The following is a 7,826-nucleotide window of genomic DNA, read 5'->3' on the forward strand; positions in this document are numbered from 1 at the left end:
CTACTCAGGAAACAATTACAAAGCGATATACTGAAGAATCAATTGCATTTATAAAGAAAAATAAAGACAAACCTTTCTTTTTGTATTTAGCTCATTCAATGCCACATATTCCTCTTTTTACATCAAAGGAATTTGTGGGTAAAAGTAAAGGTGGGAAGTATGGAGATGTAATTGAGGAATTAGATTGGAGTGTAGGTCAAATTATAAAAACGCTTAAGGAGCAACATTTAGATGAAAACACTTATGTGATCTTTACGTCTGACAATGGGCCTTGGAAACTATATAAAGATCACGGAGGATCATCAGGGATATTATATGGAGCAAAAGGAACAAGTTATGATGGAGGAACTCGTGTGCCTTTTATCATATGGTCTCCAAATAACTTGAAACCAAAAGTAGAAGTTAAGATTGGCAGCACTTTAGATTTATTGCCTACAATTAGCAGCCTTGCCCACATTCAACTTCCTGAAAATCTAAAAACAGATGGATATGATTTATCTCCAGTATTAAAAGGAGAAAACAGTAATCCAAGAAATGAAATGTTTTTCTATCATGGTACTAAGCTGTTTGCTGCTAGAGTAGGCGATTACAAGCTGTATTATTACAAAAATAACCCTATTGGATATCCTGAAAAACTTGAAAAATTAGAAAAGCTACAATTGTTCAATCTTGCAATTGATGCATCTGAAATTAACAATATTATTGATGAGAAATCTGAAATTGTTACTCAAATTCAGGATATTGTTTCAAAACATCTTTCTACAGTTGTATCAGTTAAAAGTAATCTTGAAGGTGTTGTAGCTAAAAAAGAATTATAAGGATAGTCTGTACAAACCAATTTATTTGACCCCATTCCAACATTTTTATCTCCTTTGTGATTTAACTGGAAATTAAGGTATTATACTGAAATTATTTTAGGCGAGATGGGGGCAACACACTAAGGTTTTACCAGGGATATCAAATTCTTCCTATTCAGGCTGTCAAAAATATATGCTTAAAAATCACTTCCCCCCAACTTTTCGCTTGATCCGTTTTTGCGATCATCGGCGTATTTTACTTCCTCGATGATTTCAATGCGCTCCTCAAGATCAGCCTGTCTGATGACTTCTTCAGGTGTCAATAACTTTTCTGTTCCTTCTTTTTTTATCATAATAATGATTTGTCGGAAGTTTTCGATGTACTCAACATATCTACATGTTTTCGCTATAGCCTTACCGGTTCCTGGCCGTGTGTAAGTGCTTTGAACGTATTTGTGACAATTTTTTTATGAACTACCGATTGCCCTCGCCGTTTATTATTTAATCGGCTAAAATATCTTCCCTATCTTATTTAGGTGCCCCACGCTGCTCACGATATTGGGTGGGAGAAATTCCCATAACCTTGTTGAACAAACGGGAAAAGTAATATTGATCTTCTAATCCGATTTTAAAGGCGATCTCTTTGATCCTTAGGTCTGTAAACTGTAAGAACTGACAGGCCTTTTGGATTTTTAGATGATTCAGATATTCTATCGGAGGAAAGCCCGTGCGTTTTTTAAAGATTGCTGAGAAGTGACTTGCAGAGATATTTACGTTTTCTGCTATCATCTCCAGCGTTAATATTCTATCCAGGTTGTCCTGCATATATCGGAACGAGAGTTCGATGAGGTCCTCGCTTGCCGTTTTCGGAGACTGTTCGAACTTATCAACGAATAAAAATGAGGACAAAAATTGAGGGAACCTCAAATTTACATAGCTTAGGTTATCGAAACCATATCCACTCTCAAGGGTTTGATATAGGGAATCAAATAGGTTTATGCGATCATCGGAGAAAGAAACATAACTTTTTGGGGAACCATATTTTCTGGCTGCAAGTTCAATGATCTCATCCGCCTGCTCGCCTTTAAAGTGACACCAATAAATGGTCCAGGGATTCTCAGGATCGGTTTTGTAAGAATGGGCCTGTCCCCGTGGGATAAAAAGAAAATCTCCGCTGCTGATTTCATAAAAGGTTTTGTTGATTTTAATGGTTCCTTTTCCGTCAATGCAATATATCAGTATATTCTGTTCAGCACCGTGAGTTCTTTCCCGAAAATGCAATCTGGCCTTAGGATAATAGCCGATATCGGTTATAAAACATTTGTTGATGAGTTTATTGGCTACACAGAATTTTTGTAGAATGGTTCTTGGGATGACGATAGCACGCTGACCTTCAAAACCATCCTTTTTAAAATTTTCCCCAAGAGATTTCATTCGGCAATAGTAAGAAAATGTAATTACGTTAGCAAATGTCTGTGTCTAGATACTCTAAGCGCGGGATCTATTTTCACTGCATCATAATTTTATCCATCATATTCGGTTGAATGTCCATCCGCTTGCGGAGTAATATTCTATAAAATTGTACCATATCTTATTCTAACCAAATAATACTAATAAAATGGAAAACCAAAACATTTCCTTCAATACARGGTATATCCTGTTTATCTCATTCATATCTGCCCTTGGAGGTTATCTGTTTGGCTTTGATTTCGCAGTTATTTCAGGTGCATTGCCTTTTTTAAGAAACGAATTTGGGCTTAACGAGTGGTGGGAAGGGTTTTTGACCGGCTCTCTTGCCCTTGGCTGTATCGTAGGCTGCCTGGTTGCAGGCAAAGGTGCAGATGTTTTTGGCAGGAAACCCGGACTGATGTTATCTGCATTGATTTTTGCTGCCTCTTCTGTAGGTATGGCCTTGAGCAGTTCGCTGTCAGCTTTCATACTGATGAGGTTCTGTGCAGGTATCGGGGTTGGCATGGCTTCCATTTTAAGCCCTTTATATATTGCAGAAATTTCCCCAGCTGCGATACGGGGAAGAAATGTCGCAATTAACCAGTTTACGATCGTGCTAGGTATTCTGCTCACCAACCTAGTCAACTATTTTCTGGCCGATACCGGGCCTGAGGCTTGGCGCTGGATGTTCGGTCTGGGGGTATTGCCCTCCACATTGTTTTTTATTGGCGTGACTTTTTTACCAGAAAGCCCAAGGTGGCAGATTCAAAAAGGATATATTGAAAAAGCGCGTGCAACACTTATTAAAATAGGCAAGGATGGGTTTGCGGCGAATACGATCAATGAAGTCAATAAATCAATTGAAAATTCAAGGCCCACAGGTCTAAAGGCTGTATTTAATAAAAGTGTTCGTCCTGCGCTTTTGATCGGAATAACCCTAGCTGTATTTCAGCAGTTGTGTGGAATAAATGTTGTATTCAATTATACCTCTACAATTTTTGAAGCGGTCGGCGCAAATCTGGATAGGCAGCTTTTTGAAACTGTTGCAATTGGCATAGTCAATCTCTGCTTTACCTTGCTGGCGATGTGGCAGGTAGATAGATTAGGAAGAAGGCCGCTGATGCTTATTGGTTCTATGGGACTTGCTTTTGCTTATCTGGCCATTGCTTATTTTCTCAATATCAAAGCCGATCCCAATCTCATATCTATATTTGTGCTTTTGGCCATCGCACTTTATGCAACATCCCTTGCTCCGGTTACCTGGGTGCTTATATCCGAAATATTCCCCAACAATATTAGGGGAATTGCTTCTTCGATATCGATAGTAAGCCTCTGGACGGCCTATTTTATACTGGTCTTTACTTTTCCTATACTGGCAAAACTCATCGGTACTTATGGCCCGTTTTACTTTTATTCTGCCATCTGTTTTGCTGGTTGGCTGTTTGTAAAACTTAAGGTAAGGGAGACCAAGGGAAAGACCCTTGAACAACTGGAGAATAATTTTATGCCACATTGATAATCGCAATCCCAGAAAAAATACATCTATAAAAGGTTAGGCCAAAAAGATCATAATCTTACCGATAAAATGCGACAGGCAGATGAGATCAGACTTTTTTTTAGAAAAATACGCTATTGGGATTTTGATCAGTTGGGTACCGCTATATTTTCGACAGAAGAATGGTTGAAACCAAAGGAATCTCAGAAAAAATTGAAACGAATTAACAAATAATAGTATTGAAGATGATAAATTCTAACTCGACAGAATTGAATACCGCTGAAACTTTTCAAGACGAAAAAATTACCGCTTACCTGATACAATCTACTGTTAGTGAAAATGGAGTAGTACGTGTTTGGGAAGAAGATATATTATTGCCAACTTACCAAATAGGTGAAGAAGAGAAAAACCCTATTTTTCTGGAGAAACGCATTTATCAAGGAAGTTCGGGCGCGGTATATCCTTATCCGGTTGTAGAGAAGATTTCGGATGAAAAAATAGACAAATCATACCATACTGTATTTTTAGAGAATAAATACATTAAAATAATGATTTTGCCAGAGCTTGGAGGAAGGGTTCATATGGCATACGACAAGGTGAAACAACGCCATTTTGTGTATTACAACCAGGTGGTCAAACCAGCACTTGTAGGACTTACGGGGCCTTGGATTTCAGGTGGGATAGAGTTTAATTGGCCTCAGCACCACCGGCCAAGTACTTTTCTCCCTGTGGATTTTCTTATCGAAGAAAACAACGATGGGAGCAAAACAGTTTGGTGCAACGAAGTAGAAAGAATGTTCAGAACAAAGGGAATGCAGGGGTTTACGTTGCATCCTGACAAGGCTTTTCTTGAAATCAAAGTGAAAGTTTACAACAGAACCGCTCTCCCGCAAACCTTCCTATGGTGGGCGAATCCTGCGGTAGTTGTAAATGATGGTTACAAATCGGTTTTTCCACCGGATGTGCATGCCGTTTTTGACCACGGAAAGAGAGATGTCTCCAAATTTCCGATCGCAACCGGTGAGTATTATAAGCAGGATTATTCGGCGGGTGTCGATATTTCAAAATACAAAAACATTCCGGTCCCAACATCTTATATGGCGGTGCAGTCTAAATACAATTTTGTCGGAGGTTATGAAGATGGCGTTCAGGCTGGTTTATTGCATGTTGCAAACCACCATGTTTCCCCCGGGAAAAAACAGTGGACATGGGGGCACGGCGATTTTGGACGAGCCTGGGACAGGAACCTGACTGATGTGGACGGTCCGTACATTGAATTGATGACCGGAGTTTTTACGGATAATCAACCCGATTTCTCCTGGTTGCAAGCTTATGAAGAAAAATCATGGACGCAGTATTTTATGCCCTATTCTGAAGTGGGTTATGTAAAGAATGCCACCAAAGATGCCATTATCAATGTTGAATTGGAGGGGGATAAGGCTGTTCTGATTCTCTATACGACAAGTCTTTTTGAAGATTTAAAAGTGGAATTAAAAGACAAAAACGGGATTCTATATGAAGAAGTTATTTCCTGTTCTCCATCAAATCCATACAAAAAAAGTATTTCTGTTGAAAAATCAAGATCCGAAGTATTATTTTTTACCCAATCCCTACGATGGGGAACCCTACTATAATCTGGGACTTTGTTTGAAGATGCAGAACAAGAATGAGGAGGCTTATACGACACTTTTTAAGGCAACATGGAATGCGGCATGGCAGGATGCTTCTTTTTACCTTCTGGCGCAAATAGACAGTATAAGGGGCGAATGGGGCGAAGCTTTGGAACGGATCGAATCTTGCCTTATCCGTAACTGGCACAATCATAAAGCCCGTCAGTTGAAGGCTTCTGTTTTGAGAAAATTAGAAAGAGACACAGAAGCATTGGCCTGGATTGAGGATTCCCTTAAAATTGACAGCTTTAATATGGGATGCCGTTTTGAGAAATATTTATTGACCAATGACAAAGCCATCCTTGATGAAATGAAAACCATCATGCGTGGATGGTCCCACGGTTACATCGAATATGCACTCGATTTTGCCGGAGCAGGATTATATCAAGAGGCAAGCGAATTATTGCAGGGCTGCCTCAACGCCGGAAGAGAGAATTATCCGATGGTCTGCTATACTTTAGGCTATTTTGCGTCTATGGGTGGAAATCGATCAAAAGCGATTGAATGTTATGAAAAAGCGGCTCAATTGTCCCCGGAAAAATGTTTCCCCAACAGAATTGAGGAAGTAAGTATTCTTAAAGATGCCATTTCACTGAATCCACGTGACGGCAGGGCGTCGTATTATCTAGGTAATTTTTGGTACGCTTTCCGCCAATATGAAGAAGCAATCGAATGTTGGGAGATTTCTAGAAGTACCGATGACCAGTTTCCGACCCTGTTGAGAAATTTAGCACTGGCATATTTTAACAAACGAGGGGATAAGGTTTTGGCTAAGGAATTACTTGAAAAAGCATTTGAACTGGATAAAACGGATTCCAGAATATTTATGGAATTGGATCAGTTGTACAAAAAAATGGCTGTTGCGCCCGCCAAACGTTTAGAGATGCTGATCAGACATCTGGATTTGGTTGAAGAACGGGATGATCTGTGCATTGAGCGTATTACTTTACATAACCAGGTCGGCGAATATGAAATTGCTAAATACCTGATTGCTCAGCGAAAATTCCACCCCTGGGAAGGTGGGGAAGGAAAAGTTACAGGTCAGTACATTTTTTGCAGGGTTGAACTGGCAAAAAAGGCTATTAATGAAAAACGTTTTAATGAAGCGATAGGGTTATTGAAAGAAACAGATGTATATCCACATAACCTGGGAGAAGGAAAATTAACCAATGCCCAAGAGAATGAAATAGATTATTATAAAGGCTTGGCCTATAAAGGCCTTGGTGACCAAGAGAATGCCCAAATACATTTCGTAAAGGCTACATTGGGGGCTTCGGAACCCACTCAGGCCTTTTTCTATAATGATCAACAGCCTGATAAAATTTTCTATCAGGGACTTGCCTGGCGTGAACTGGGCAATGAAGAAAAAGCCCGCAGCCGTTTTAACAGACTTATTGCGCACGGCGAAAAATATCTTTTTGAAGAATCTAAAATCGACTATTTTGCTGTTTCTCTTCCAGATTTGGCCATTTGGGACGATGATCTAAATGATCGCAACAAGGTACATTGCTATTATGTAATGGCATTGGGTTATAGTGGCTTAGGGAATGAGATTGAATCGGAAAAATATTACGATAAAATAAAGGAGCTGGATATAAACAAACAGACGTTTAGAAAATAAGGTTGCCCTGGAAATGTATAAAATAGGCTCATTTCATTTTGCTGCTGAGCAGTATTTATGAACAATTTTTTTGGAAGCAGTTTACGCACTGGCATAAGGAATAGACGGTGGTTTGCTATTACAAACTAATTGAGAAAGTTCAGACTGAAATTCGTATTTAGACAAGTCTTATCTGCCGCAAATGATAAACAGCAGGTTATTTATTAAAAATAGTTTGATCATATCGAGATAATATGTATATATGTGCATACAAATTATGAGGTATATTGCAAATAAACGGAAATCAATCAAATCTAAGGATATTGAGGACAATCCCGTGCTATTACATGAGTTTCAGAACGGGAGTGAGCAAGCCTTTGATCAGATTTTTACCTGCTATTATCCTTTATTGTGTGTTTATGCCAGCCGCGTCCTGTCTCAGCCGGGTATGGGACAAGATTTTGCACAGGAAAGCCTTGTTACGGCATGGAATCGCAGGGCCGATTTTGATAGTATTTTCAAAATTAAAGCATTTCTTTATACCTGTGTCCGTAATGCATGTTTCAAGCAATTAGAAAAAGAGAAGGTAAAGGCCAAATATGAATCTTCAATAGGTTCGAATGAGCTCATCGAAGACCAAACTGCCCTGAAGGATATCATTCATGCTGAGGTGATCAGCCGGATTTTTGCATGTGTAGATACTTTACCAGAACAATGCCGTAAAGTTATTTATATGACCTTTAGGGAGGATAAAAAACCAAAAGAAATTTCGGAAGAACTAGGGATTACCATCAGTACAGTAAACAGCCAAAAGA

General features: G+C 39.1%; 7 protein-coding genes. 5 read left to right on the forward strand and 2 right to left on the reverse strand.

Translation table 11 applies throughout. The annotated features are described in order from the left end of the window. On the forward strand, positions 1–818 hold an 818-nt coding region (locus tag AC1DND_RS18320; RefSeq protein ID WP_477583800.1), incomplete at its 5' end, for a sulfatase-like hydrolase/transferase. 176 nt (positions 819–994) lie between these two features. Here the strand turns inward: AC1DND_RS18320 and AC1DND_RS18325 are convergent. Beyond that, entirely contained in the window at positions 995–1,150 is a 156-nt protein-coding gene (locus AC1DND_RS18325; protein ID WP_477583802.1) for a hypothetical protein, read from the reverse strand. Positions 1,151–1,325: 175 nt separating this feature from the next. Then, positions 1,326–2,231, reverse strand: coding sequence for an AraC family transcriptional regulator (locus AC1DND_RS18330; RefSeq protein WP_477583804.1), 906 nt, complete (start codon positions 2,229–2,231; stop codon positions 1,326–1,328). A 184-nt stretch (positions 2,232–2,415) separates the two neighbouring features. On the opposite strand from AC1DND_RS18330, the gene AC1DND_RS18335 reads away from it, so the two are divergent. From AC1DND_RS18335 to AC1DND_RS18350, 4 genes are all read left to right on the forward strand, one after another. Beyond that, the gene (locus AC1DND_RS18335) at positions 2,416–3,762 is read left to right on the forward strand and encodes a sugar porter family MFS transporter (protein ID WP_477583806.1); all 1,347 of its coding nucleotides are present in this window, start codon (positions 2,416–2,418) and stop codon (positions 3,760–3,762) included. 224 nt (positions 3,763–3,986) lie between these two features. Next, a complete protein-coding gene (locus AC1DND_RS18340) occupies positions 3,987–5,375 on the forward strand; it encodes a DUF5107 domain-containing protein (protein WP_477583808.1) in 1,389 nt (462 codons plus the stop codon). Further along, a complete protein-coding gene (locus tag AC1DND_RS18345; RefSeq protein ID WP_477583809.1) occupies positions 5,311–7,032 on the forward strand; it encodes a tetratricopeptide repeat protein in 1,722 nt (573 codons plus the stop codon). Before AC1DND_RS18340 ends, AC1DND_RS18345 begins: the two co-directional genes overlap by 65 nt. 256 nt (positions 7,033–7,288) lie before the next feature. Further along, on the forward strand, positions 7,289–7,826 hold a 538-nt coding region (locus AC1DND_RS18350; RefSeq protein WP_477583810.1), incomplete at its 3' end, for an RNA polymerase sigma factor.

The sequence above is a fragment of the Pedobacter sp. 01N416 genome, assembly GCF_056399685.1.

What these genes read in the sequence shown, in the direction of transcription:
- AC1DND_RS18340 (WP_477583808.1), top strand. Translation starts at nt 3,987, where the DNA reads ATGATAAATTCTAACTCGACAGAATTGAATACCGCTGAAACTTTTCAA.
- AC1DND_RS18330 (WP_477583804.1), bottom strand. Translation starts at nt 2,231, where the DNA reads ATGAAATCTCTTGGGGAAAATTTTAAAAAGGATGGTTTTGAAGGTCAG.
- AC1DND_RS18325 (WP_477583802.1), bottom strand. Translation starts at nt 1,150, where the DNA reads ATGATAAAAAAAGAAGGAACAGAAAAGTTATTGACACCTGAAGAAGTC.